Origin of the sequence: Lactobacillus laiwuensis (assembly GCF_019972835.1) — a bacterium.
Taxonomy (GTDB): Bacteria; Bacillota; Bacilli; order Lactobacillales; family Lactobacillaceae; genus Lactobacillus; species Lactobacillus laiwuensis.
Genome location: NZ_BPPB01000005.1, coordinates 114,089 through 137,269, shown reverse-complemented (window position 1 = coordinate 137,269; position 23,181 = coordinate 114,089). Strand labels below are relative to the sequence as shown.

The window sequence follows — 23,181 nt, the reverse complement described above, 5'->3', positions numbered from 1 at the left end:
CCTATTGCCAGCCAAACCATAACTGACTGAGAAAACCTGAAAAAATCAGGAAACTAAAACAAACTACATTAAAAGTGACAAAAATTGCCAGCCATTTCGTATATTTATTTGATGGCAGCTTATCTTTGTGCTTCTTTTTAAACCGCAGCCAGCAATCATTGATGATGATGGCAAAAGCATGGAACAAACCATAAACAATATAATACCAGGTCAGTCCATGCCAGAAACCCATCACCAAGAACAAGAGCAGGTATGCTGCCTGCGACAGCCTGACTGGGTTTTTGAACAGCTTTTTCTTCATTGCAAAGAAGGTAAAACGCATGTAGATGTAGTCCCGAAACCAGAAAGACAAAGTCATATGCCAACGGTTCCAGAATTCTTTGATGTTTTGCGAAATAAACGGCTTGTTAAAGTTCATTGGAGTGTGAATGCCCATAAAATAGGAAATTGACACGGCAAATAAAGAATAGCCGGCAAAGTCAAAGAACAAATACATGCTGTAGCAGTACATGTAGGCTACTACCCACCAGGATAGTTTTAAGCCGCCCACAGCTGTACCTGTTATCATTGCTGCTCGGGTAATTCGTGGCAGCCAATAGGTACCAAAGAACCAGCCCAGAACAAATTTATATAAGAAGCCTTGAAACAAATAACGTGTTGCCAGCTCTAAATCGTTTAGATATTGATCACGCTTTGGCACCGTGTCGCATTCTTTGGCAAATCTGCGGTAACGATCGATCGGTCCCGAAGAAATGGTCGGAAAGAACAGGAGAAAACGAAGATAGGTTCCCAAGTTAAGTTCTTTAATAGCGCCATCGCGGACCTCCATCACGACCTGAACTGTTTTAAAGGTCAGATAAGAAATCCCCAGAAAAGCCAAAACTCCAGGAATTTTAGCTTGCGGAAAAGCAGTCTGTACTTTAACCAAAACCAGGGGCACAATTGCCAAAATTACAGCTAAGTAGAAAACCCAGGTTCTATTTGGACTGTTCTTACGACGGCGATAATAAAGATAGCCATAAGTGACCAGCAACTGAAACAAAATATAGATGATTAAACTAACGCCCTGTTGCCACTTTTCACCATCAAAAATGAGAAACAAGAAAATTAATGAGAATACAAGCTCATAGATTTTTAAGCGGTGACCCCAATACAGTCCAATGATAATGGGTATTAGACCAATCATCAAATAGACGAAATAATGCGGATTGGAATAAGGCTGCAAGTTAATGAAATTAGTGTTCACTACTCGTTGACCTCCTTAATGACGGCCTTAATATCAACCTTACCATTTTGCGAGACCGGCAACGTTTCACGGTAAACATAGCGCTGTGGAATCATATATGGCATCAGTTCTTTAGCTAAATCTGCTCTGATCATCTTAGTAATCTCTGCTTCAGAATATTGCTCTTTTACCCCATCTTTGAGTTTAATTTCGGCAACAATTTGCTTAACTGTATGATCCTGATTATATTTTGGTGCAGCTACGCCGTGATCAACCAACTTATTCATACCAATATAGTGGTTAATTTCTTCCAGTTCAATACGATAGCCATTAAACTTGATCTGAAAATCAATTCTGCCGCGGTAAAAGAGCATATCTTGGTCAAAGAATCCTTCATCACCTGAACGGTGACTCATATATTGGTCACCCGGATTTTTAAAGAATGCTTTAGCTGTTTTTTCAGGGTTATTCATATAGCCCTTAGAAGTACTTGGTCCAGAAATAATAATTTCGCCTTCATCAGGCTGGTCACCTTTGGATTTATCAATAATAATTTTGGTATCTGCCTTAACCTTGCCAATTGGGAGACGATCATATTTCTTTAAAACAGCATCAGTAATTTCTACCTGAGTGACTGCGACTGTAGTTTCAGTCGGACCATAGGTGTTAAAAATATGCGCCTGAGGGAATTTCTTTTTTAACGTTACCACTTCGCTATGTGGCAATTCTTCACCGCAAAACATAAAGTGAGTTAAATCTGGATGATTCGCAGCAGTAAAAGTTTTATCTAAAAAACACATCTGCGCAAATGACGGCGTTGAGACCCAGACATTAAATTGTAGCTTAGGCAAAGTCTGAAATAGTTGAGCAAAGTTTTGCGTAACTTCATGTGGCAAAGCCACCAATTTACCTGCCCCGACTAAAGCAGGATAAAGACTCATGACTGAGAGGTCAAATGAGTATGGTGCTTGGGATAAAAATGAAGGATGTTCCGGCAGATCAAAGTCCACCATTTCCCAATTGACGAAACTGAGCAGGTTATTATGACTAATTTGCACGCCTTTAGGTTTGCCACTTGTGCCTGAAGTAAAAATGACATAAAAATTGTCGTCACCTTGAACGAAGCTGGCAGGATCAGGTTCAAAATCTCCTCTTTCTACATCGCCAGGATGCACTACTTTAATAGGTGGTAAATCAATTTCAGGCAATTCATCAATTGCTAAAATTGCTTCAGCATGAGAAACTTCCTGAATCATAACTATTCTTTCAGCATTTGAATAGCTGGCAATAGGAATATATGCATGTCCAGACTTTACACAGCCAAGAAAACTAGCGATCATTTCAAAATCCTGCCCGCCCCAAATCATCACTGGACTCTGAGGAGAAAGATTTAAACTTACAATCTTATGAGCCCATTCATCTGAGCGCTTTTTTAAATCACCATATGTATTAGTTTTGCCCAAATAATCATATGCAACGCGTTCTGGCTCTGCTTGAGCAACTTCATCAATTTTTTTAATTATATTTTCAACCATATTATTGTACCAGCTTTAAAATTCATTGTAGATAAAGTGAACAGATGTTAACCCACTATATTGATACAAATAAATCAGTACCATTAAAATGACGCAATAGATAATTGTCGTCAAAACAAACTTACCAACACGTTTAGCACGTGAATCGGTTTTTCCTTTTTTAGCCATAATTTCATATCTTTCTCAATATTAATAAAATGTACTATCGAATATAGTACTACTAAAGATTTGCAACTAAAAAAATCCTCTTAAACTTTTACCAAATTTAAATATTTTTCCTTATTATCCGTTATTCAGCTTACGACAATCGTTATAAGCAAAACAAAGCGGAATTAGAATTATAAATGAGCCAAAAAGCACAGTGATTATTAATAAGATAAAAATGTTTGTCGGTTTTAGCCAGCGTTCACTTTGGGCGGTTGACAAGATATAAACAGCAAATAAGACTGTAAAAACGAGTTCCCCTAAAAGCATGTATCCTAAAGCACTTTGACTATAGGACTGGTATAGCCAAAGCCAAGCAGATGCCGGCAGCAGGCAAAGCCAACCGGAAAAACGCAGCCAAAAAACGATCTTTTTACGATAATCTTGTTTTTCCATTTTTCTCCTTAAAATTTCGATTCTTTTAAATAAAGTAAAACTAATTATAACAAGGAGTTTTGTAACAAACAATTTTGTAGTCACTCAAAATTTGCATTTTGAGATTTTCGTCATACTTTTTTCACATTTTTTATTTATACTATAATTGTGATATAGGAAAGATATACATTTTTCTTATATCACACTCAACTTTTTGTTTTTCATTCATACTCCTCCAAGTATAATAATGAAAAAACCGAAATGACTTTACAGGTCATTTTCATATCTATCCCTTTCGACTCACGTGCGTTACGTGAGTTTTTCTATGCTCTTAAACAGTTCTAAAGGAATTCTTTACTCTTTTATAAGAGTTTTTCTACTTTAACTTCATATTTTAGAGATATCATTTTAAATGTAGTAAGCAAATAGCAAGCTTACTACATACTCCCACTTTTTTATTTCATTCATTCTTACTCCTTCAAAGTAGATGAAAACTAACAGGCTCGCACAACTTGCGGGCCTTTTTTCTTTGTTATAGTATAAATTTAGCTACTTATTACTCTATGAAAGGTTTATATCTAATGTTCTCACCCGCAATTAAACACTTACTGGAAGAAAAATCAGGTTCATTCATTATTCCTGCTTCCCGGATCGCCTTTGTTGAAGACGACAATCCTTTATACCATGCTTTTATGATTTTAACTCGGGTTAAATATTCAAAAATTCCAGTCCTTGACCGGCAAAATCGCGTTGTTGGTCTATTAAGTTTAGCAATGATTACAGATAAAATGATGGAAACAGATAACATTTCACTCGAACCCTTAAACAAATTGTTAGTGCGAGATGTGATGCAAACCAAATTCGACAAAATCAACTTTGTTCAGACCACCTTGGAAACCCAACTTCATTTGTTAGTTGACAATGCTTTTTTGCCCGTAGTTGATGACTATGGTGTTTTTCAAGGACTTTTAACCAGACGTGAATGGATTAAAGCTTTTAATTACATTTCTCATAATTTTGAGAAAGAATATAAAGTGATCCCAATTACTAAAGATAAGCTATTATAAAATATACTGAAAATTTATTTTTGTTTATTCCTTTTTAGTGTACTTTATTACAAATTAAGCTATAATAATCATTGATAGGGAAACACCAGTACTTTTATTTGGTAATCCAGCTATTTGGTTAATACAATGTTAAAATTCGATTTCAATTTAATATTTATTTTTTGATATATACATATTTATTAATTTTAATCATTTTACTTTTAAAATTAAATAACGCTTTGCTGAATTAGTTAACGAAAATCAATGGATATTCCTTAAATAATCAGAAAAGAAGAGCACTATTATGGCAAGTAAAACAATTTCTGCGCAATTGACATTTTTGATAAGCGCAATTATAAAAAATTGGACTTACCCAAATGATCAAGAGCTTTCACTTGAAGAGAAATCTGAATTAGTGTCCCAATTAAAGAAACTGGCACAAAACTCAGATAATATGGAAGAAGCCACTAAAATCATTGATGCGTTTTATAAAGACAAAGTTACTAAGCGTTTTAAATCTATGGATTCTAATTTCTCCTGGATCTTTATCATATTGCAACATGAATTAGTATCTGCTACTCGTTTGCATGCCCTGCTTCTTGACCTGGCTCATGAAGAACATTTTTCGGAAAAAGGAATTGCAAAAATTAACCATTATTTTGTTGAAACCGATGATCATGGTGACAATGACAACTTTATTACAATGTCTTCTACGGACATAATAGATTCTTTAGGACGGACTAAAATTTTTCACGTTCTACCCTCCAAGGATGAAAATGAGACTCCCAATTTCAAAAAATCTAAATTCATGCCTAAACCTAAGCCGGTAAAAACTGAACCTCAGTTCAACAAGATTATTAAACTAAAAGATCACTAAGTAAAAGAAGGTAAAAAATGATCTGATCCCCAAAGTTGTCCTAATTTTAGGGTTCACATCAAAATTGCCTTCTTTTTTTATATTATTTTACATCTAATTTAGACCTATTCTAAATAAAATTAAGTATTTAGTGTTAAAATAGAAAACATAATAATTAGTTTAATTTACGGGAGGCAGCTATTAATGAGTTTTAAACGCCAATGGAAATTTATTCTTGTATTAGCAATTGGGATAGTAGGGCTTTTTTGCCAATTCGGCTTAAAGACCAAAAGTCTTTTTCAAATAGGAAACTTACAATTTCCTATTCAAGCAGTGTTAATCGACATTGTGGGCATCATGATGGCCATTTCCTTACTTGCCGAAATTGCCAGTGATTTTAAATCCGGACGCTATGGTGTTGATATTTTAGCTGTTATTGCAGTCGTTTCTACTATACTGATTGGTGATATTTGGGCTGAATGGATGATCTTGGTTATGATGACTGGCGGTCAAACATTAGAGGACTATGCCACTGGACAAGCAGATAAAGAGTTACGCTCTCTTTTAAGCAATTCCCCAACTATCGCCAACAAAATTGTGAACAATGAGCTCGTTTCTGTTGACGTTGAACAACTAAAAATTGGTGATCACGTGTTAATTAAACCTGGAGAACAAGTTCCAGTTGATGGCAAAGTAGTTAGTGGTGAATCAAGTTTTGACCAGTCATCATTAACTGGAGAATCTGTTCCAGTTACCAAAAAAGCAGGAGATGAATTAATGTCCGGCTCAATTAATGGCAGCGTAGCAGTAGAAATGGCTGTCACTAAAAAAGCGAGTGACTCTGAATACCAGACAATCGTTTCACTAGTTGAATCATCGCAGGCAAAACCGGCTAAGTTTGTCAAAATGGCTGACCGTTACGCTGTACCTTTTACCATTATTTCCTTGGTGATAGGTATTGCTGCCTGGATTCACTCCGGTAACCCAGTCAACTTTGCAGAAGTTATGGTTGTGGCTTCACCTTGTCCATTGTTAATTGCAGCGCCTGTTGCACTGGTATCCGGCATGAGTTCCATGTCTAAACATCATATTATAGTTAAGTCCGGGCCTACTTTAGAAAAACTGGCTACAGCAAAAACTTTTGCTTTTGATAAAACTGGTACTCTAACAGAAAATCAGCTGGTAATTGATGAAATTGTACCTGCCAGAGACAGCAGTTATAGTCCAGCAACCATGCAAAGTTATGCTACCAGCGTTGAGCAACAGTCAAGCCATATTATTGCCAATTCACTAGTCAATGTAGCTGATAAAAATCTTTTAAAACCGGCAACAAATATCAAAGAATCAACTGGCCAAGGAATTAGCGGTACAGTCGAAGGACACCTAGTCAAAGTAGGTAAGTTAGACTATGTTAAACCGCAAGAAAAAGCTGCAACAGTTAATGCTACAGCAGTTTATATTTCAATTGACGATAAGTATGCCGGTTATATTACATTTAAAGATCAAGTTCGTCCTGAAAGTGCTGAGACAATTGCACGCTTGAAACGTCAAAGTGGCGCACACATTATGATGTTGACTGGTGACCACAAAGATGTAGCTGATAAAATTGGAGCATCTGTTGGTGTCAACGATATTCGTTACGGTTTATTACCGGCTGAGAAGATAGCCGCTATTAAAAATGTACCTCAAGAAAAGCGACCCGTAGTCATGACTGGTGACGGCATTAATGACGCTCCTAGTTTATCAGCTGCTGATGTTGGTATTGCTATGGGAGCCAAAGGTGCCTCTGCTGCCAGTGAAAGTGCAGATGCCATTATCATGGTAAACGACTTGTCCAAAATTAATGATGCTGTAGCAATTTCTAAACATACTATGAAAGTTGCCAATATTGATGTGCTAACTGCTATTACAATCGTAGTTATCATCGAGCTAATTGCATTTACTGGTATTATCCCTGCATTTTGGGGTGCCATTTTGCAAGAAGTTGTTGATATGATTTCGATTAGCCTAGCCCTTTTAGCAAAAACTACTCCTAAAAATCCGCAGCAAACGGGAATTAGTCCTGCAAAATAAGCCAAATTGTTAAAATCTATAAAGGCCTGATAAATTGACGTTTGATTAGCAACGTAGTTTATCAGGTTTTTTATATGAATCCTAATGCATTAAAAAGCATATGGGATATAATTGAATAACGCAAATCCTTGGTAGTTGTGTAGACCCAGGCTAATACACAACCTAATGCCCAATAAACCAATATATATTTCGTAAATCCAGGATCATGAACATATCCAAACATAAGTCCACTAAAAAGAATACCTAACCATTTATTTAAATTAGTATTTTTATAAAAGAAAGTGTTAAGGAATAATCCGCGAAAAATATATTCTTCAAATATTGGACCTATAAATATCACCATTACTGGAAAAAAATTTCCTGCTTGGTGAGAAAATTGATCTAAAAGATTCTGATTAGTTGAAGTCTGCTCCGAATTAAAGCCCAGTGCCAGTTGTATGGTTGCACTGACTATAATCAACATTATTACGCCTAAAAGGGAAAGCAATATCTTCTTAAGATGCCAGTGCGGTCTACTATTATAATTACGCTCGTTATTATGTCGCAACTGCAGATTATATAAATAAAGCACTATTGATAAGGCTATTATCGTAATTAGCGCAGTTAGAAGTGTAAAGGGAACATTTTCTAAATGCAGTTCTTTACTTAACCTGTAAGGATAAAAATAAAACTGTTGCACTACGCTATAAATTATAAAAGAGACTACTATTGTAATTACATTCCCCCAAAAATAGAAAAATTTCTTCATTCATGCCACCCTTTTCAAACTATAAGTAAAAGCAACTTTGATTAGTTTTTGTACAAAATATCGTCTTAACCTGGAACAGATCTGATTTCGCTATTAAAGTTCAAATATTTCACTTATGCTGTTCAGCTATTTCCCGGGAAATAACTTTATTATTCTATCATATTTTAATTTACTATGACTTTTTATTCATCTTTATTATAATAGACTTAGCTTTAAACCTAAGGTAGGATATTATGATTAGATTTTTTGAAATATTAAACCAAAACCGTTCATTTATAATTCTTTCACTTATTATGCTTGCAACTTTTGCAGTTTTCTTAATTTCTTGGCTAAAAGAACCTAGAAGATTGCTTAACGGCATTCTTTTTACTATTTTTTTGTTAACATTCGGCATTTGGCTGACTGTGATGATCTTAGCTACCAGTTTGAGACCTCTCATTCTGACATACGAAATCCTGATAGTGCTATTCGTGGCAACAATTACATTATTAGCAGCTTTTTCCTGGCTATTTTTTCTATGGAATGCTTATATAGTTTGGAAACGTGAAAGTCATACTCTATCAAATTTATTAACTCTATTTATTGGTATTGGCATAATTGTTGTTTGGTTAGTTGCACTGGTTGGGCCTTTTAGAAATTTACCTTCTTGGGTTAGGATTCTGTTATATGCCCCAACAGCTATCTTGGATTACCTTCTTTTTGTAGCGTACAACTTTTTAGTAAATTTAACTTTTTATCAAATTGTTCCTAGACAATATAACCAGGACTATTTAATTGTTTTAGGAGCAGGACTGGCTCACGGTGAACAAGTCACCCCACTATTAGCCGGTCGTATTAATCGTGCTATTCAATATGCTCAAAAGCAAGTTACTAAGGGACGGAAAATGCCCAAATTAATTATGTCGGGTGGTAAAGGAAAAGATGAAAAAGTTTCAGAAGCTCAAGCAATGACCGAATATGCAATAGCTCGTGGGATAGAGCCAAAAGATATTTTATTAGAGGATAATTCCAAAAATACCTACCAAAATATGAAGTTTTCAGCCGAAGTAGCTACAAAAGATTTCGGCGGTAAAAATTATAAGGCAAAATTTTTTAGTAATAATTACCATATTTTTAGAGCTTCTCTCTACGCGAAAGCAGCTGGTCTAAATGCAAATGGTGTAGGATGCTATACTCGTCTTTACTTTCTGCCTAACGCAATTGTGCGTGAATTTGCTGCAGTTTTAATTCTAAATAAAAAACGTCATATCATCGCAATCTTATTACTTATTATCTTTTTCTTGGTGTATGCATTATTTGATTTAACTGGTATTATTAGTTAACTAAATAAAATTTTGCTATTTTAACGTTTAATACTTTTAATAACGTTGTTTTTATAATTATATTAGCTGATTTAAAATAGCATGATTCCATTTAATTACATATTTAACGGTTATTGTAAAAATTAACTTAGATTTAGTAACATATAAATGATAAACTATCTGTTATTAATTAATTATTAAAAGAAAGAGAAACAGACATGCTACAATTAAAAGATTTACGCAAATCATACCATGTCGGTGATACGGTTACTCATGCACTTGATGATGTTTCTATATCATTTCGTAACCAAGAATTTGTTGCAATTTTAGGTCCCAGTGGTTCCGGTAAAACCACGTTATTAAATGTTGTCGGTGGACTTGATCGCTATGATAGTGGTGATCTCATTATTAATGGTAAATCTACTAAGAATTTTAAGGAAACTGATTGGGATGCATACCGAAATAATTCTGTCGGCTTTGTTTTTCAAAATTATAACTTAATCTCACACTTGTCAATTATTGCCAATGTTGAATTAGGAATGAATTTATCCGGAGTTTCTGCCTCAGAACGACACAAAAGAGCAATGGATGCTTTAACTCAAGTCGGTTTGAAAGAACATATTTCTAAAAATCCGAACCAATTATCCGGTGGTCAAATGCAACGTGTAGCTATTGCTCGCGCTTTAGCTAATAATCCCGATATTTTGCTATGTGACGAACCCACTGGCGCCCTTGATACTGAAACCTCTGAGCAGATTATGAAGTTAATTAAAGAGCTGTCAAAAGACCGCTTGGTAGTTATGGTTACGCACAATTCGAAACTAGCTCAGGAATATGCTACCCGAATAGTTAACTTTCAGGATGGAAAAATTTTAAATGATTCCAATCCTTTTATTCCTGAAGAAGAAAAAGATACCTTTAAATTAAAGCGTACTAAAATGTCATATTGGAATGCTATTAAATTAAGCTTTACCAATATTATGACTAAAAAAGGCAGAACAACTTTAACTGCTTTTGCTTCAAGTATCGGTATTATTTCTATTGCTGTCGTCTTAGCATTATCCAATGGCTTTCAAAAGCAAATTGATACGACTATGAGTAAAGCACTGGCTAAATATCCCGTAACCATCAATCAAACCGCTACTGATGCCAGCAGTGTTGCAGACCGGAATGAATCTGAAAAGAATGTTAAAAACCGGGGCTATTTAACCGTTGAAAAAGATAAGATGCAGGAATCAACTCATCAAAATAAGATTAATCAAGAATACGTTAATTACGTCAAAAAAATAAATCCCAATTATGCTAACAATATTTCCTATCAGCGTGGGATTAACCTGAATTTGCTCACTCGCAGCAAAAATAAAATTAAGCGTGTCCAATTTTCTCCTATTGCAGCTAATTCAGACAGCTCTCAGGCAGCTGCACAAATGCGAATGCAAGCAATTAGTGCCACTGGCTTAGGCTCATCAGTGTTTCCTACTACACTTAATTCCAGTAAAAGCAATTTCCTTAAAGAAAATTATCAACTTTTGTCTGGTGCATGGCCGCATAAGGCTACAGATTTGGTTTTAGTTACAGATAACGAAAACAAATTAAACATTAATATTATTAAAAACTTAGGTTTGAAGGCTAAGGCAGGTGAGAAGTTAAATTATCAAAAATTTGTTGGGAAGAAATTTAAAGTTGTCGACAACGATGACTATTACCAAAAATTGCCAACAGGAATGTTTATTCCGCAAAAAATTAGTAATTCTATGTATGACAATAGCAAAACCCAAATGCAAATTGTAGGTGTCATTAGACCAAAAGATGAGAATTCTATGGCACTCCTGTCTTCAGGAATTGCTTACAGCGATCAGCTAACTCAAAACATTATCAAGAAAAATAAAAAATCAGAAATAGTACGAGCCCAGAAGAAGGCAAAACAAAATGTAATGACCGGACAAGATATGAATGCTCGAGAAAAGAAACAGATGCTGCAATCAATTGGTGGTTCAACCATTCCAACGAGCATAATGATTTATCCCAACGATTTTGATGCTAAAGATAAAGTGCTTGATTATTTAGATAAATGGAATCGTGGTAAAAAAAGAAAGAATAAAATTATTTATACTGACATGTCAAGTGCCGTTACTTCAATGACTGGTGGTTTACTTAACGGGATTACTACCGTATTAGTTGCATTTGCTGCTATTTCGTTAGTAACTTCAATGATCATGATCGGCATTTTAACTTACACTTCCGTTCTTGAAAGAACAAAAGAAATTGGTATTTTAAAGGCTTTGGGTGCTCGTAAGAAAGATATTACCAGAGTGTTTGATGCTGAAACATTCATTCTAGGTGTCTTTTCCGGAATTTTGGGAGTAGTAGTTGCCTGGCTGCTAGTCTTCCCTATTAACAGTATTCTTTACTCCATCACAGATTTAGCTAATGTTGCCCAACTTAATCCAATACATGCTTTAATACTAATCCTTATTTCAACAGTTTTAACAATGCTGGGTGGGCACTTACCTGCTCGTATGGCTGCTAAAAAGGATGCTGCTATTGCTTTAAGAAGCGAATAAAATTTTAAAAAAAGTCCAATTAATGTTACATGTGAAACAAACATTAGTTGAACTTTTTATTTACCAAAAACAATACCTGCTATTATTACTAAGTTTATTGACAAATTGGCATATACCAATTTATAATTGAGATAACAACTATGGAGGGGCAAATAAAATGAAAGTTATTATCTCAAGTGACAAGAATAGCGGTAGTAAAAAAGGTTTTGAAATATTTAAGAATAGTATTAACAGTGGCAGCAAAGTAATTGGTTTAGCAACTGGTTCCACTCCTGTAAATCTTTACCAAGAATGGACCGAGAGTAATCTAGATAACAGCGATTTAATTAGTATTAACCTTGATGAATATGTAGGTTTAACTCCTGATAATGATCAAAGTTATCACTATTTTATGCAAAAGAATCTGTTTGATAAAAAGCCATTCAAACATTCATATGTTCCTGATGGTATTAGAGCCATCAAAGATCCAGAAGGAACTGCTGCTGACTATAATAAAATTATCGCTGAAAATCCAATTGATATTCAGCTATTAGGCTTAGGTCAAAATGGCCACATTGCATTTAACGAACCTGGTACACCATTTGATTCTGTTACTCATGAAGTACAATTAACAGAGAATACTATTAAAGCCAATTCTCGTTTCTTCAATAATATTGACGAAGTACCTAAATCAGCAATTTGCATGGGTATTGCAAATATCATGTCCGCCAAAGAAATTGTGATTATGGCCTTTGGTGATAATAAAGCTGATGCTGTCCAAAGGATGGTTGAAGGGCCAGTAACTGAAGAAGTCCCAGCTTCAATCTTGCAAAAGCATAAAAATGTTACCCTGATTGTTGATCAAGCTGCAGCAAGCAAGTTAAGCACAAATTACAACGATTAATTAACTGATATTAATTTAAAAAGGGCGGTGCATTAAAACACCGCTCTTTTTGCGTGCAGTTTTACAAACTATTATTGTATACATACGGTGCATATTATTAGTCTGTTAAAATAATCAGTATTATTATTAAGATGAACCATGAGAGGATGGTGATAAGTTGAAGAGAAGTAAAAAATGGCTATTGGTATTAGGCATGTTATTACTATTACCTGTGCCTTGTTACTTAATATGGGAAACCAGTAGTTTTTGGCAAAAATATTTAAAGATTAAAATACCGCATTTAGGTACTCTTAACCCGATATTTGCCTGGTATTTAATTGGTATTAGTATAATTGTTTTTATAATACTAATTGTTAGTTTAATTGTCATCCTATTTTGGCCAGTCCAGAGAAACTTTAATTTAATTCATAAACGTGATGGTCAAGTTAAGGTCACTTCAAAAGCCATTAATAGTTATGTAATGAATTCACTTGTTGACTTGCCTTACTTAAATAATGCAAAAGTCAGTTCCAAGTTAACAGGACGCCGAATTAAAATTAAAATTGGCGGTGACTTGGGTCCAAGTGAAAACATTGCCGCCCTACTTGACGATTATCTTGAAGAATTAAAAAAGAAGCTGAAGCAATTGCTAGGAATTGAGCAAAAACCAAAAATTAAAATCAAGTTTATCAATTATCACAAGGGTGATAAACCTGAAAAGCGCGTTCAATAAAGGAGGTTAAGATGAAAGAAGAATACAAAAAATACCTCCCAGAAATAAGCGGTGCTGTAATTGGTGTTTTACTAGCATTATGCTTTTTGGTACTGGGATTTTTCAAAACTATTTTTGTCATCGTGATGTTAGTCTGCGGCTTTTTGGTTGGACATTACTGGCCAGTGTTCAAAAAAATGCTGCAAAATAAATAATTTATATAAGGAGTATATGCAATATGGTACAATCAAGTTCAAATCAAAGTAGTTCAAAGCCTGAAGTTAAAGGCGATCTAAAATACGATTCAAAGGTGATTCAAAAAATCGTGGGTATTGCCTTATCTGACATTAAAGGTCTTTTAACAGTTAACGGCGGCTTTTTCTCAAATATTGCTGATAAAATTGTTAATAGCGATGACGTCACTTCAGGTGTAAATGTTGAAGTAGGTAAAAAACAAGTAGCCGTTGATATTGAGATCGTTGCAGAATATGGCGTAGACATTACCAAGTTATATGATCAAATTAAAGAAAAGATTCAAGAAAAAGTTAAAGAAATGACCGGTCTTGATACTGTTGAAGTTAACGTCACAGTAGTTGATATTAAAACTAAAGAGCAACACGAAAAAGACTCTGTCAGCTTACAAGACCGTATCACCGGTGCTGCTCAAGACACTAAGGATAAAATTACCGATCAAAAAGATAAGGTTCAAGATAAAGCCGAAGAAAAGAAAAAGGAAACTAAAGAATCTAGAGTTAAATAATAAACATAATTTCAATCTGCAAACGCAAAATTTATAAAGTGCATGCAAGTACGTGTCTGAGAACAAATAAACTATGAACTTATGAAAAAAAGAAGGTAAAGCATAATTTTGGTGTTAACCATAAAATTAGGACGCTTTATTAGTTGTTAACTTCGGATAGCATTCAAATCGTATAGAGAAAAATTAGGGATATCTCAGATAACTTAATCAAATTCTTGTGCAAGATTAGTTTAATCATGCTAAAATAATGCTATAGAGAAAAGAAGCCTTGTAAAAACAAGACTTCTTCTCTGAATTTCAAGCAGCCGCTTTAAAGGCGGTTGACTCAATTACGTTTTTAATCAAAAAGACCAATCCCATAACTGGCCAAAGTTATTGTTGGGACGGTCTTTTTGTTTACCTGTGCTTGTCGATATAGGTCAACAAGACAATAATAAACGAGGCAAAGGCCAGCGCTAATTCTAGCGCATGGTACACACTCACCGACTGCACACCTTCCTAAAAGATTTCGTGCCATAAGCACCCTCTCCCTTCAAGTGAAACAGCCAACCGCCCTCAAAACAATTTGCCATCAATTCAAATTTAATTATAGCAAAGCTTGCCTTATTCCTAAACAACAGTAATCGCTTAATTTAAAAGACTAGACCACTTTTGATGTTAATGATGTGAACCCTAAAATTAGGGTACTTTATTAGTTGTTAGCGAAGGACTAACTGCCGATATTCAATCGGAGTTAGTCCTTTTAGTTTGATTTTGATTCTTTGCTGATTTAATACTCAATGTAGTCTCTAATCACATCTTCCAGTTCAGTGAGATTCTTAAACTGCTCTGCAAATCCATAAAACACTTCTTGTTTGAGTATCCCGAAGTAGCCTGCCATTAAACCATCATCAAGCCAATTGCCCTTGCGTGACAGTGATTGACTAATGCCATGGTCTTTGCTTGAACTCTGTCATATTTGTGATTGGGATAAAACCCACTGAAGCTGCGCTTAATCAGGTCAGGTTTGATCATACCTTGAAAGCTTGCTCCTTAAAATTACTTGTATGAAGTAGTAAAAGGCTGGTCTAAAATAGCTAGACCGTGATGGTCAATCAAAGCCAACAAATATAATCAATATTAGACCTGCCAACCCGATAAAGCTGACTTATTTCAGTAGAATCAATTTGATAATCATACCAAAGATGATAGATTTCAATTTTATCTTGTTTAGATAATTTAGTCATAAAAATAACCTCCAAATTTGTCCTAAATTGGGGAGCATTTCATAACTTTACTGCCTTTTTATGAATTAATGAAATTAACCGTAATATTGATCCTGGTCTAAAGCAGTTTCATCAAAATCAACTATCATAAATTCATAGTTTGAAAAACACTCCATCCAATTGTTAAAATAGTCGTTCTCTTTTTTTAGCGACTTACTATTTTCTTCTCCTTCTATTATAAAAGGCTTTGAACGTATATTAAAATTTGCATGTATTGCACCCAGCAAATTCAATAAACACAAGAAATCTTTTGCGGAAGCCACACTTACATGAAAAGATTTAAACGAATTATTATTTTCGCCAAGATAACTTTTTGCTCTATTATACTCATCAACAGATTCTGCCCTATAATTTTCAATGCTATTTATATTCTCTTCAATAATAGCTGTCGGAGCTTGTTTTTTAAAAGAATCTAGTATCTTTCTTAATTTAAAAAATTGTTCATCATTCATTTTTATCATTCCATTTAAAAGGCGGTGCGTGGAAATATTATATTTCCTAAGAAACAATCAATTTTACCGCTTATTTCTGCAGAATTTTAGGTAATAGCTGCATTTGCATTTAAGAGTATCTGCATTGACCGTATCTGCAAAAAACACTATGCCCCTAATCTAAAAGATTAGGGTTTCACAGCTTATTTAATTGGTTGATAAAAGAAGTATTATTCTATCATCCCAATTCGATTACTTGATCAAACTGCTTTTTAATTTCAGGTCGCAAGTGATGGGAAATATAGACTAAAGTGACGTTGTCTAAATCAAGCAGACTTTGTTCAATTTTCTGGCCATCTTTTTCATCAATTGCGGAAGTAATTTCATCGGCCAAAATAACCTGCGGATTACCCAGCAATTGCCGTGCCAGTGCAATTCGTTGCTTTTGTCCACCCGAAATGTTGTTACCGGCGTGTTTTAAAATAGTGTCAAGCCCGCTAGCGCTGTCAGCAACAAACTCTTCGAGACCGGCACGCGTAATTGCAGCATTAACTTCTTTGTCAGTTGTCTTCCGATCTAAAGTGATGTTATAGCGTAGACTGCCGTCAAAAATATAGGCAGACTGGTCAATGTAAGCAATCTGCTTGTGCAGCGAACTAAAATTAAGTTCGCTGTATTCATCATTATCCCAAGTCAGCGAACCTTGATAGCCTGTTAACAAACCACCAATTAATTTTACGAGGGTTGATTTACCACAACCAGACGGACCAACAATGGCCACTCGTTCGCCTCGCTTAATGCTGCCGGCAACATTCATTAAAATAGGTCTGTCATTATTGGGATAGCTGAATGAAAGATTGCTAAATACAATTTGCTGGGTCAAAGGAGCAACATTCTTATCCCCAGTTTTTTCCTGTGTATTAGCCAATTTATTATATTTGTCAAAAATAGGTTGAACTGCCCGAATTGAAGTTAGATCAATACTGATTTCTGTCAAGCTGCCAAAGACATTCCCAGACATTGAACCAACAATTAAAATAGCACCAATTGGAATCTGATTGTGAAAGGCCAGATATCCGGATTCAACAGTTAAAATAGTTTGAGCAGACACACTAATCAGGTTAATCAGTGCATTAGAAAAGGACATTTCCGTAATGTAATTAACCCGAGCCTGTCCGGTCTTATCTGATGCCGCAAGAACTATTTTATTGAGCAATTTTTGCTGACCAAGTGTAAGCAAGTTGACAAAACCCTCAAGAACATCAGTTATTTTTGCCGTTAATACTTCATTTTGCCTGCTTTGTTTTTGCGACAACTCTTCCAACTTTTTCTTAAAAAGACGGGGAAATAAAATCATAACAACAGCAAAAACCAAAGTGGTTACAAATAAGAGTGGATGGTAAGAAAACAGGATGACACTGGCAATAATGCCTAAGAGTGCACTGCTAAATGTTTGCTCTAAACTGAAAAAGCCATCTTGATTAATTTGGTTAATATCGTTAGTAAACCAAGAAACATAGTCAGCTTCCGTGTGCTTGTTGAAGTCTTCATACTCTTGGCGACCAATTATATGGGCCAATGCGTTCCTAATGGAATTATCGACAGCCTTGATGATTACAGCAGAATATCGTGAACTACAAAAAAAGAAAATCAGAAAAAAGCCCCAACTTAGCAAGTTTAAACCTGTATCAATCATAAAGCCCTTTAAATTATGCTGAGTCAAAGCAGTAAGTGCATTACCTTTAAAAATGCTGGCAGCAGTTTGTGCCAAATTCCGCCCGAAATAGAAAATGGCCAGAATGACATACATACCTGAATTACGTTTAACGTAAGTCCAAAGCGAAAATTTTGTTAGAGAATTTTCCATTATCTATCTCTTAATTAAATGCCTGTTTTAAAAGCTAATACTAAAATGAATTTGGCTTAATAAATAAGATATATTTGCATTACTTCTTCAAAAAGTTCGTCACTGCTACTCACAGTACGAGTCGTACTATCTAAAGATAAAAATCTTTTCAAGATATCAGTTATGCGCTCTTATTTCCGTCATTTACTAATAATTTTATAATTTACTTGCTATCTTATATCTTTTTTAACATTAAAACAATTTATTTTTAATTTTTGTCCTTAGAATTTTCCCATAGCAGCAGTATATAAATATCAACTGCAACTTTTTCGAGCCATTAAAAAACAAAATAATTCGTTCTATAATTGCAAAATCGCTTATCATACTTAATGCAATCAAAACGAGCAATTATTGACTACTTTATTTATCACAGAATCGAAAGAATCAAAGTACAGCATAAAGGGCTTAACACCGAATAATATCGGCATCAATCCTCTGCCAAATAATTAATTAAGATTTATCAGTCAGATTTTTTGGTTTCACGTGTAACATCTAATTTTGGCAATAAATTATTTACTTGAATACTTAATTTTTTATTCTGTATTATACAAAATTACTTGACTTTTTGATTAAAATTTTAATTTACTTTTTGCTTGTCTACCACTATATCTCGTATTAAACTAAATAAGAATCTATATATTGTATTTATGAAAGAACGTGATCCAAGTTATTGTTTTAAGTGGGCCAATTGGAGCCGGTAAATCCAGTTTAACTAGTATTTTAGCTGAGCACTTAGGTACACAAGCTTTTTACGAGGGAGTAGATAATAATCCTGTTCTTCCTTTATATTACCAAGACATGAAACGCTATACTTTTTTGCTTAATATCTATCTGCTTAACCATCGTTTAGCACAAATCAACCAGGCAATCCGAGAGAAAAACAGTGTTTCAGACCGTTCGATTTATGAAGACGCACTCTTTTTCAAAATGAACGCCGATAGTAAAGTGGCTGATCCAACTGAGTTTAAGATATATGATAGTCTACTCGAAAATATGATGGAAGATACCCCAGGTAATCCCAGCAAAAAGCCAGATTTACTAATTTACATTCACGTTTCTCTAGACACTATGCTTAAGCGCATAAAAAAACGTGGACGTTCATTTGAACAAATTAGCACAGATCCCAGTTTAAAAGACTACTACGCACGGCTAATTAAGTATTATGAACCATGGTATGAAAAATATGATGCCTCACCTAAAATTAAAATTGATGGAGATAGATACGATTTTATCTGCGATGAAGATGCCAAAAAAGAAGTTTTAAATCAAATTGATAATAAGTTGCACGCAATAGGCAATTTAGAATAGAGAAGGAACGTGATGACAGTTATTGTTTTAAGCGGGCCAATTGGAGCCGGTAAATCCAGTTTAACCAGTATATTAGCTAAGTATTTAGGAACCAAACCATTTTACGAGAGTGTAGATAACAATCCTGTTTTGCCACTTTTTTATGCCGATCCTAAAAAGTATGCATTCTTACTTCAGGTATTTTTCCTAAATACTCGTTTTCGTAGTATCAAGGATGCACTAACTGATGATAATAACGTTCTTGATCGTTCAATTTATGAAGATGCCCTTTTCTTCCAAATGAATGCAGACATTGGTCGGGCTACCAAAGAAGAAGTTGATACATATTATGAACTGCTTAATAATATGATGGGCGAACTTAAGCACATGCCAAAGAAAAATCCTGATCTTCTGGTTCATATTAAGGTTTCATATGACACTATGATTAAAAGGATTCAAAAACGTGGTCGACCATACGAACAGCTGAGTTATGACGCGACGCTGGAAGATTATTATAAGAGACTTTTGCGTTACTACAAACCCTGGTATGAAAAATACGATTACTCTCCTAAAATGGAAATAGATGGTGACAAGCTAGACTTCATGACTGATGACCATGCTAGAGAAGTTGTACTTGATCAAATCGTTGCCAAGCTAAAAGAAATGGGTAAATTACCTAACTCTTGGGATAAACCAACAGATATTCAAATTGAGCAACCATAAACCATTTTAAAGAGCCATTAGCTACAGCTAGTGGCTTTTTTCATGTAATGTTTATCAAAATTAACTATCAGCAAGTTACAAATTTCCATATTGATTAAATAAAATTTCGAAAACTATGTTATGATTAAAACATATATTTTTTCACATATTTTTTTAATCAATTTATATAATTTAGCTAGTATCAAAAGAGCGGCATATTAGCCTCTCTAATCAAATTAATCTCAGTAAGAAGGAGAAAAAATGAACTATATCCTTTCAATTATGCCCTCTTTAATTTCAGGTGCAAAGATGACATTAATTTTATTCTTTTGGACTTTAATTGTTTCTATTCCCTTGGGAATTATAGTCAGCCTAGGCTTGCTTTCGCATTTTAAGCCCTTAAGATTAATCTTAAAATTTTACATTTGGATTATGCGGGGTACTCCTCTTCTGCTGCAATTAATTTTTATTTTCTATGGTTTACCGATAGTCGGCATCATTTTTGAGCGCTACGATGCAGCACTTTTTGCCTTTATTTTAAACTATACAGCATATTTTGCTGAGATATTCCGTGGTGGCTTTCAATCAATCCCTGTAGGTCAATACGAAAGTGCTCGCGTTTTAAGATTAAATTACTGGCAAACATTGAGCCATATTATTATTCCTCAGGTCAGCAAAATAGTTATACCTTCAATTGGCAATGAAGTGATCAACTTAGTTAAAGATACTTCTTTAGTCTATGTCATTGGTTTGGGTGAGCTCTTACGTGCTGGCAATGTTGCTACAGCAAGAGATGTAACGCTAATTCCTTTAGTGATAGTCGGTATAATATATCTATTAATGACAGGTATCGCATCATTTTTGCTGAAAAAAATTGAACACAATTTTGCAAAGTGGAAGTAAATTAGGGGAAATACTATGCTAGAACTTAAAAACATTACCAAAAAATTTGGCTCTCGTACGATTTTAAACAAGTTAAACTTAATCATTCCTGACAGACAAATTTTAGCCATTGTGGGACCATCTGGAGCGGGAAAAACTACTTTGCTGCGCTGCTTAAGTGGTTTAGAAAAAATTGATTCCGGTGATTTTTTGTGGGATGGGCAAAAGTTTGATCCGGCCGCTCCTGATAGTAAAAGTCATATTATCGGAGTAGTTTTTCAAAGCTATGAGCTTTTTCCCAATTTAACTGTAATCGAAAATATTACTTTGGCACCAACACTAGTTTTAAAAGAAAGTGCAGATCAAGCACAAGCCCGTGCGCAAAAATTGCTTGGACAATTAGATTTAATGGGTAAAGAACAACTCTATCCCTATCAGCTTTCTGGAGGTCAGCAGCAAAGAGTAGCTATTGTACGTGCTCTAGCAATGGAACCCCATATTCTATGTTATGACGAACCCACTTCTGCTTTAGATCCTGCTTTAAGAACAAAAGTCGGAGAAATAATTTTAAAGCTTAAAAATAATAACAACATGACGCAAATTATTGTTACTCATGACATGGAATTTGCCAGCCAAGTGGCCGATCAGGTATTCAAAGTAAAAGCATTAGATGATAAGAAGGTAATATAAGTGAAAACCAAGCGCCTCTTAACCCTCATAATAACGCTCATCTGTACTTTATTTATTTCTGCCTGTAGTGGCATATCAGTTAATAGAAACGCTAACGCAGTTGACAACTGGTCTCATATCAAGCAACGTGGCTACGTTACAGTTGGTGTAGATGATACTTTTGTGCCCATGGACTTTAGGCAAAAAAATGGTCAGTTAATTGGTTACGACGTTGATCTCGCAAATGCTGTTTTTAAACAATATGGTATTAACGTCAGTTTTCAAACAATTGACTGGTCCATGAATACTACCGAATTAAAAAACGGCACAATTGATCTTATATGGAATGGTTTTAGCAAGAACCCAGAGCGTGAAGCTAAGGTAAGTTTTAGTAAAACTTACCTATATACTTCTCAGGTATTAGTAAGTCTTAAAAAGAATAAAATTAATACCATTGCCACAATGAAAAATAAGACTTTGGGCGTTCAAACTGGCTCTTCCGGCTATAATGACGTAATGAAATATCCAAAAGTTTTTAAAAATCATATTAAAAATCAAGACCCGATTCTCTATGATTCCTTCACTAATGCATTTATAGACCTAAATGCAGGTCGTATCCAAGGTTTGCTGATAGACAGCACCTATGCGAATTATTATATTTCTCGGCAAAAACACCCGGAAAACTTTACCGAAATTGACAGTCCATTCCCTAAAGAAGAATTTGGCGTAGGCATGAGAAAAAGCGACTTAACAATGCATAAGAAGATAAATTACGCCTTAGAAAAGCTGGCAAAAAATGGCACTTTAACAAAGATTAATCACAAATGGTTTGGCAACAAAGCTGAATCTCCTTTGCTTCAAACAAAAAAGGATTAATTTAAATTGTCAAGTATTGCAGCTATTCCATCGTGATTGTTATCTAAAGTAGTTTTAAATTTCTTTTTTAAATCTTGCGGTGCATTCCCCATTATTACAGGATGGCCAACTGATTGAAGCATTTTTTCATCATTATAATTATCCCCAAAAGCCCAGCAGTCTTTCAGTTCCATGCCAAAAGCCTGGGCTATTACTTTTACCCCTTGACCTTTAGAAACTCGTTTAACAACGACCTCTAATAGATTTGCAGCAGATTTCACTATATAGAGTTCTGGATAAAGCCGCCTTAGTTCTTTTTGAGTATTATCTAATAAGCTTGGTGTTCCCATGAGTAAAATTTTATGTACATGTTCAAGATGTTTTATTTCAGTAATTGAACTGGGTTGTGCTCTAAATTTAACAATTTTTTCTTCATTTTCAACCAAATCATTATTATTACCTGGGAAATAATACCAATTATCACCGCTATAGACATTCCACACCACGCCATTATTCTGACGTTCGATATAAGAACATATTTTGGCAGCTTTTGAAGAAGACATAAAATGAGAATCAAGGATATGACCCATTTCATCTAAAACCAAAGCACCATTATAGGCTACCATTGGACATGATTTGGTAATTTCTCCCACAACAGACATAATTGCTTTAGGCATACGTGCAGAAACTGGTACAAACACATTGCCTTTAATAATTTGTTTACGAATGGCAAGTTTAGTCTTCGGTGTTACTTCTTGCTTTGAGTTAATTAATGTGCCATCTATATCCGAAAAAATTAGTATTCCCATTTTTTCTCCTAACAGTATGCATAATCTACTACTGACCTATGTTCATTTTACCGATTAAAGCATTAGTTGGTCAATTCTTAGCCGAATGTACTTAGTTAAAGATTATAGTTATTC

The 23,181-nt window shown here is 34.7% G+C and carries 25 protein-coding genes and 1 pseudogene; 14 read left to right on the top strand and 12 right to left on the bottom strand.

Translation table 11 applies throughout. The annotated features are described in order from the left end of the window. Window position 1 precedes the first annotated feature (1 nt). The 4 genes from dltB to LDM92_RS05015 all read right to left on the bottom strand — a co-directional run bounded on the left by dltB (window position 2) and on the right by LDM92_RS05015 (window position 3,360). On the bottom strand, window positions 2–1,246 hold the full coding sequence (gene dltB / locus LDM92_RS05030) for a D-alanyl-lipoteichoic acid biosynthesis protein DltB (protein WP_223902300.1): 1,245 nt from the start codon (window positions 1,244–1,246) through the stop codon (window positions 2–4). Next, window positions 1,246–2,760 carry a D-alanine--poly(phosphoribitol) ligase subunit DltA gene (gene dltA, locus LDM92_RS05025; protein ID WP_223902299.1) on the bottom strand — a complete coding sequence of 505 codons (1,515 nt, stop codon included), beginning with the start codon at window positions 2,758–2,760 and terminating at the stop codon, window positions 1,246–1,248. Before dltA ends, dltB begins: the two co-directional genes overlap by 1 nt. A 15-nt stretch (window positions 2,761–2,775) precedes the next feature. After that, complete coding sequence (locus LDM92_RS05020; RefSeq protein WP_223902298.1) at window positions 2,776–2,928, bottom strand: teichoic acid D-Ala incorporation-associated protein DltX; 153 nt, start codon at window positions 2,926–2,928, stop codon at window positions 2,776–2,778. Window positions 2,929–3,042: 114 nt separating this feature from the next. Beyond that, the gene (locus tag LDM92_RS05015) at window positions 3,043–3,360 is read right to left on the bottom strand and encodes a hypothetical protein (protein ID WP_223902297.1); all 318 of its coding nucleotides are present in this window, start codon (window positions 3,358–3,360) and stop codon (window positions 3,043–3,045) included. 560 nt (window positions 3,361–3,920) lie between these two features. Between LDM92_RS05015 and cbpB the strand changes: the two genes are divergently transcribed. The 3 genes from cbpB to LDM92_RS05000 all read left to right on the top strand — a co-directional run bounded on the left by cbpB (window position 3,921) and on the right by LDM92_RS05000 (window position 7,314). Beyond that, on the top strand, window positions 3,921–4,406 hold the full coding sequence (gene cbpB, locus LDM92_RS05010; protein ID WP_223902398.1) for a cyclic-di-AMP-binding protein CbpB: 486 nt from the start codon (window positions 3,921–3,923) through the stop codon (window positions 4,404–4,406). 283 nt (window positions 4,407–4,689) lie between these two features. Continuing rightward, window positions 4,690–5,262: a hypothetical protein gene (locus LDM92_RS05005; RefSeq protein WP_223902296.1), complete on the top strand. Its 573-nt coding sequence runs from the start codon at window positions 4,690–4,692 to the stop codon at window positions 5,260–5,262. Between the two features lie 183 nt (window positions 5,263–5,445). Next, window positions 5,446–7,314, top strand: a complete 1,869-nt coding sequence (locus LDM92_RS05000) for a heavy metal translocating P-type ATPase (protein WP_223902295.1) — start codon at window positions 5,446–5,448, stop codon at window positions 7,312–7,314. A 70-nt stretch (window positions 7,315–7,384) separates the two neighbouring features. Here the strand turns inward: LDM92_RS05000 and LDM92_RS04995 are convergent, their stop codons facing one another. After that, window positions 7,385–8,062, bottom strand: a complete 678-nt coding sequence (locus LDM92_RS04995; protein WP_223902294.1) for a CPBP family intramembrane glutamic endopeptidase — start codon at window positions 8,060–8,062, stop codon at window positions 7,385–7,387. A gap of 230 nt (window positions 8,063–8,292) precedes the next feature. On the opposite strand from LDM92_RS04995, the gene LDM92_RS04990 reads away from it, so the two are divergent. The 6 genes from LDM92_RS04990 to LDM92_RS04965 all read left to right on the top strand — a co-directional run bounded on the left by LDM92_RS04990 (window position 8,293) and on the right by LDM92_RS04965 (window position 14,261). Next, window positions 8,293–9,384 (top strand): YdcF family protein, encoded by a 1,092-nt coding sequence (locus tag LDM92_RS04990; protein ID WP_373868646.1) that lies wholly within the window; start codon window positions 8,293–8,295, stop codon window positions 9,382–9,384. A 197-nt stretch (window positions 9,385–9,581) separates the two neighbouring features. Then, entirely contained in the window at window positions 9,582–11,927 is a 2,346-nt protein-coding gene (locus LDM92_RS04985) for an ABC transporter ATP-binding protein/permease (protein WP_223902292.1), read from the top strand. A gap of 157 nt (window positions 11,928–12,084) precedes the next feature. Continuing rightward, complete coding sequence (locus tag LDM92_RS04980) at window positions 12,085–12,810, top strand: glucosamine-6-phosphate deaminase (RefSeq protein WP_223902291.1); 726 nt, start codon at window positions 12,085–12,087, stop codon at window positions 12,808–12,810. 157 nt (window positions 12,811–12,967) lie between these two features. Further along, the gene (gene amaP / locus LDM92_RS04975) at window positions 12,968–13,522 is read left to right on the top strand and encodes an alkaline shock response membrane anchor protein AmaP (protein WP_223902290.1); all 555 of its coding nucleotides are present in this window, start codon (window positions 12,968–12,970) and stop codon (window positions 13,520–13,522) included. Window positions 13,523–13,533: 11 nt separating this feature from the next. Next, the gene (locus LDM92_RS04970; protein WP_045928847.1) at window positions 13,534–13,716 is read left to right on the top strand and encodes a DUF2273 domain-containing protein; all 183 of its coding nucleotides are present in this window, start codon (window positions 13,534–13,536) and stop codon (window positions 13,714–13,716) included. Between the two features lie 14 nt (window positions 13,717–13,730). Further along, window positions 13,731–14,261 carry an Asp23/Gls24 family envelope stress response protein gene (locus tag LDM92_RS04965; RefSeq protein WP_373868645.1) on the top strand — a complete coding sequence of 177 codons (531 nt, stop codon included), beginning with the start codon at window positions 13,731–13,733 and terminating at the stop codon, window positions 14,259–14,261. Window positions 14,262–14,598: 337 nt separating this feature from the next. Here the strand turns inward: LDM92_RS04965 and LDM92_RS09940 are convergent, their stop codons facing one another. From LDM92_RS09940 to LDM92_RS04945, 6 genes and pseudogenes are all read right to left on the bottom strand, one after another. Further along, window positions 14,599–14,778, bottom strand: a complete 180-nt coding sequence (locus LDM92_RS09940) for a hypothetical protein (protein WP_238480650.1) — start codon at window positions 14,776–14,778, stop codon at window positions 14,599–14,601. Between the two features lie 181 nt (window positions 14,779–14,959). Beyond that, a pseudogene (locus LDM92_RS09875) lies at window positions 14,960–15,192 on the bottom strand (IS3 family transposase); the annotation flags it as partial. Further along, a complete protein-coding gene (locus LDM92_RS09845; RefSeq protein WP_274383959.1) occupies window positions 15,141–15,275 on the bottom strand; it encodes a hypothetical protein in 135 nt (44 codons plus the stop codon). The pseudogene LDM92_RS09875 and the gene LDM92_RS09845, both read right to left, overlap by 52 nt. 80 nt (window positions 15,276–15,355) lie before the next feature. After that, window positions 15,356–15,487: a hypothetical protein gene (locus LDM92_RS09840; RefSeq protein ID WP_274383958.1), complete on the bottom strand. Its 132-nt coding sequence runs from the start codon at window positions 15,485–15,487 to the stop codon at window positions 15,356–15,358. Window positions 15,488–15,561: 74 nt separating this feature from the next. Beyond that, complete coding sequence (locus LDM92_RS04950; RefSeq protein WP_223902287.1) at window positions 15,562–15,978, bottom strand: hypothetical protein; 417 nt, start codon at window positions 15,976–15,978, stop codon at window positions 15,562–15,564. A gap of 217 nt (window positions 15,979–16,195) precedes the next feature. Further along, on the bottom strand, window positions 16,196–17,824 hold the full coding sequence (locus tag LDM92_RS04945; protein WP_223902286.1) for an ABC transporter ATP-binding protein: 1,629 nt from the start codon (window positions 17,822–17,824) through the stop codon (window positions 16,196–16,198). Window positions 17,825–18,520: 696 nt separating this feature from the next. On the opposite strand from LDM92_RS04945, the gene LDM92_RS04940 reads away from it, so the two are divergent. From LDM92_RS04940 to LDM92_RS04920, 5 genes are all read left to right on the top strand, one after another. After that, window positions 18,521–19,171 (top strand): deoxynucleoside kinase, encoded by a 651-nt coding sequence (locus LDM92_RS04940; RefSeq protein ID WP_223902285.1) that lies wholly within the window; start codon window positions 18,521–18,523, stop codon window positions 19,169–19,171. Window positions 19,172–19,183: 12 nt separating this feature from the next. Next, on the top strand, window positions 19,184–19,873 hold the full coding sequence (locus LDM92_RS04935) for a deoxynucleoside kinase (protein WP_109586950.1): 690 nt from the start codon (window positions 19,184–19,186) through the stop codon (window positions 19,871–19,873). 240 nt (window positions 19,874–20,113) lie between these two features. After that, on the top strand, window positions 20,114–20,755 hold the full coding sequence (locus LDM92_RS04930; protein ID WP_045928853.1) for an amino acid ABC transporter permease: 642 nt from the start codon (window positions 20,114–20,116) through the stop codon (window positions 20,753–20,755). A 15-nt stretch (window positions 20,756–20,770) separates the two neighbouring features. Then, the gene (locus LDM92_RS04925; RefSeq protein ID WP_223902284.1) at window positions 20,771–21,424 is read left to right on the top strand and encodes an amino acid ABC transporter ATP-binding protein; all 654 of its coding nucleotides are present in this window, start codon (window positions 20,771–20,773) and stop codon (window positions 21,422–21,424) included. Beyond that, a complete protein-coding gene (locus LDM92_RS04920) occupies window positions 21,425–22,279 on the top strand; it encodes an amino acid ABC transporter substrate-binding protein (RefSeq protein ID WP_223902283.1) in 855 nt (284 codons plus the stop codon). It begins immediately after the preceding gene. On the opposite strand, the gene LDM92_RS04915 is transcribed toward LDM92_RS04920, so the two are convergent. Beyond that, the gene (locus LDM92_RS04915) at window positions 22,276–23,067 is read right to left on the bottom strand and encodes a Cof-type HAD-IIB family hydrolase (RefSeq protein WP_223902282.1); all 792 of its coding nucleotides are present in this window, start codon (window positions 23,065–23,067) and stop codon (window positions 22,276–22,278) included. The genes LDM92_RS04920 and LDM92_RS04915 overlap by 4 nt on opposite strands. Window positions 23,068–23,181: the final 114 nt, after the last annotated feature.

Coding starts and splice junctions, on each gene's coding strand:
- LDM92_RS04995 (WP_223902294.1), bottom strand. CDS start 8,062: ATGAAGAAATTTTTCTATTTTTGGGGGAATGTAATTACAATAGTAGTC.
- LDM92_RS05000 (WP_223902295.1), top strand. CDS start 5,446: ATGAGTTTTAAACGCCAATGGAAATTTATTCTTGTATTAGCAATTGGG.
- LDM92_RS09940 (WP_238480650.1), bottom strand. CDS start 14,778: ATGGCACGAAATCTTTTAGGAAGGTGTGCAGTCGGTGAGTGTGTACCA.
- LDM92_RS04950 (WP_223902287.1), bottom strand. CDS start 15,978: ATGAATGATGAACAATTTTTTAAATTAAGAAAGATACTAGATTCTTTT.
- LDM92_RS05020 (WP_223902298.1), bottom strand. CDS start 2,928: ATGGCTAAAAAAGGAAAAACCGATTCACGTGCTAAACGTGTTGGTAAG.
- LDM92_RS09845 (WP_274383959.1), bottom strand. CDS start 15,275: ATGATCAAACCTGACCTGATTAAGCGCAGCTTCAGTGGGTTTTATCCC.
- LDM92_RS09840 (WP_274383958.1), bottom strand. CDS start 15,487: ATGACTAAATTATCTAAACAAGATAAAATTGAAATCTATCATCTTTGG.
- LDM92_RS04935 (WP_109586950.1), top strand. CDS start 19,184: ATGACAGTTATTGTTTTAAGCGGGCCAATTGGAGCCGGTAAATCCAGT.
- LDM92_RS04985 (WP_223902292.1), top strand. CDS start 9,582: ATGCTACAATTAAAAGATTTACGCAAATCATACCATGTCGGTGATACG.
- LDM92_RS05005 (WP_223902296.1), top strand. CDS start 4,690: ATGGCAAGTAAAACAATTTCTGCGCAATTGACATTTTTGATAAGCGCA.
- LDM92_RS04915 (WP_223902282.1), bottom strand. CDS start 23,067: ATGGGAATACTAATTTTTTCGGATATAGATGGCACATTAATTAACTCA.
- LDM92_RS04970 (WP_045928847.1), top strand. CDS start 13,534: ATGAAAGAAGAATACAAAAAATACCTCCCAGAAATAAGCGGTGCTGTA.
- LDM92_RS05015 (WP_223902297.1), bottom strand. CDS start 3,360: ATGGAAAAACAAGATTATCGTAAAAAGATCGTTTTTTGGCTGCGTTTT.
- LDM92_RS04930 (WP_045928853.1), top strand. CDS start 20,114: ATGAACTATATCCTTTCAATTATGCCCTCTTTAATTTCAGGTGCAAAG.
- dltA (WP_223902299.1), bottom strand. CDS start 2,760: ATGGTTGAAAATATAATTAAAAAAATTGATGAAGTTGCTCAAGCAGAG.
- LDM92_RS04945 (WP_223902286.1), bottom strand. CDS start 17,824: ATGGAAAATTCTCTAACAAAATTTTCGCTTTGGACTTACGTTAAACGT.
- LDM92_RS04925 (WP_223902284.1), top strand. CDS start 20,771: ATGCTAGAACTTAAAAACATTACCAAAAAATTTGGCTCTCGTACGATT.
- cbpB (WP_223902398.1), top strand. CDS start 3,921: ATGTTCTCACCCGCAATTAAACACTTACTGGAAGAAAAATCAGGTTCA.
- LDM92_RS04980 (WP_223902291.1), top strand. CDS start 12,085: ATGAAAGTTATTATCTCAAGTGACAAGAATAGCGGTAGTAAAAAAGGT.